We start from the raw sequence: 1,162 nt of genomic DNA, 5'->3' as shown, positions 1-1,162 counted from the left end.
CCGTTCCCATGCCGAACACGGAAGTTAAGCGTCTCAGCGCCGAAAGTAGTTGGGGGATCTCCCCCTGTGAGGATAGGACGTTGCCAGGCTTTATTTTTTTTAAAAAGTTATTGACTTTACATAAAATGACCTTTAAAATAGGTAAAGTCGATATGACTTAAAACGGTCCCGTGGTGTAGGGGTTAACATGTCTGCCTGTCACGCAGAAGATCGCGGGTTCGAATCCCGTCGGGACCGCCATTTTTAATTTAATATTTATGGCTTTGTAGCTCAGTTGGTAGAGCAAAGGACTGAAAATCCTTGTGTCGGCGGTTCGATTCCGTCCAAAGCCACCATATAACGCGCCGGTGTAGCTCAGTTGGTAGAGCATCTGACTTGTAATCAGAGGGTCGAGGGTTCGAATCCTTTCGCCGGCACCATTTTTTCATGGCGGTTGTGGCGAAGTGGTTAACGCACCGGATTGTGATTCCGGCATTCGAGGGTTCAATTCCCTTCAGCCGCCCCATTAAAATTTAATGAGCCATTAGCTCAGTTGGTAGAGCATCTGACTTTTAATCAGAGGGTCGCAGGTTCGAGCCCTGCATGGCTCACCATTTCTCATTAATTTTTATTACTAAATACGTAATTTCACATGCGGGTGTGGCGGAATTGGTAGACGCGCTAGACTTAGGATCTAGTGTCTTTGACGTGGGGGTTCGAGTCCCTTCACCCGCATCTCTAAAATACTTATGCGGAAGTAGTTCAGTGGTAGAATACGACCTTGCCAAGGTCGGGGTCGCGGGTTCGAATCCCGTCTTCCGCTCCATCTTAATACGCGGTCGTGGCGGAATCGGTAGACGCGCTAGGTTGAGGGCCTAGTGGTGGTTAACACCGTGGAGGTTCAAGTCCTCTCGACCGCACCATATGCACCCTTAGCTCAGCTGGATAGAGCGTTAGACTACGAATCTAAAGGCCGGGAGTTCGAATCTCTCAGGGTGCACCATTATTACGGGAAGTAGCTCAGCTTGGTAGAGCACTTGGTTTGGGACCAAGGGGTCGCAGGTTCGAATCCTGTCTTCCCGACCATTTAATTTTTGGTCTTTGAAAACTGAACGATGAGGCAAAAATAAGTTTTACAATTTTTGAATGAAGCGCAAGCTTCGTCAATTTAAGAGCTATATCA

Annotated in this window: 10 tRNA genes and 1 rRNA gene; all 11 read left to right on the top strand. The window is 47.8% G+C overall.

Annotated features, from left to right (window positions below):
* Window positions 1-89, top strand: a 5S ribosomal RNA gene (rrf, locus tag KNP62_RS15450); the annotation flags it as partial.
* Between the two features lie 75 nt (window positions 90-164).
* A tRNA-Asp gene (locus KNP62_RS15445) sits at window positions 165-240 on the top strand.
* 19 nt (window positions 241-259) lie between these two features.
* A tRNA-Phe gene (locus KNP62_RS15440) sits at window positions 260-335 on the top strand.
* An 8-nt stretch (window positions 336-343) separates the two neighbouring features.
* A tRNA-Thr gene (locus tag KNP62_RS15435) sits at window positions 344-419 on the top strand.
* Between the two features lie 10 nt (window positions 420-429).
* Window positions 430-505: transfer RNA gene (locus KNP62_RS15430), tRNA-His, on the top strand.
* A gap of 12 nt (window positions 506-517) precedes the next feature.
* Window positions 518-593 (top strand) — tRNA-Lys (locus tag KNP62_RS15425).
* Between the two features lie 40 nt (window positions 594-633).
* A tRNA-Leu gene (locus KNP62_RS15420) sits at window positions 634-714 on the top strand.
* A 16-nt stretch (window positions 715-730) separates the two neighbouring features.
* Window positions 731-805, top strand: a tRNA-Gly gene (locus KNP62_RS15415).
* 9 nt (window positions 806-814) lie between these two features.
* A tRNA-Leu gene (locus tag KNP62_RS15410) sits at window positions 815-902 on the top strand.
* A gap of 3 nt (window positions 903-905) precedes the next feature.
* A tRNA-Arg gene (locus tag KNP62_RS15405) sits at window positions 906-982 on the top strand.
* A 6-nt stretch (window positions 983-988) separates the two neighbouring features.
* A tRNA-Pro gene (locus KNP62_RS15400) sits at window positions 989-1,065 on the top strand.
* The last annotated feature ends 97 nt before the right edge of the window (window positions 1,066-1,162 follow it).

The sequence above is a fragment of the Exiguobacterium sp. s183 genome, assembly GCF_018617655.1.
Classification (GTDB): Bacteria; Bacillota; Bacilli; order Exiguobacteriales; family Exiguobacteriaceae; genus Exiguobacterium; species Exiguobacterium aestuarii_A.
The sequence above is the reverse complement of the archived record's forward strand: the minus strand, read 5'-3'. Positions and strand labels throughout refer to the sequence as shown.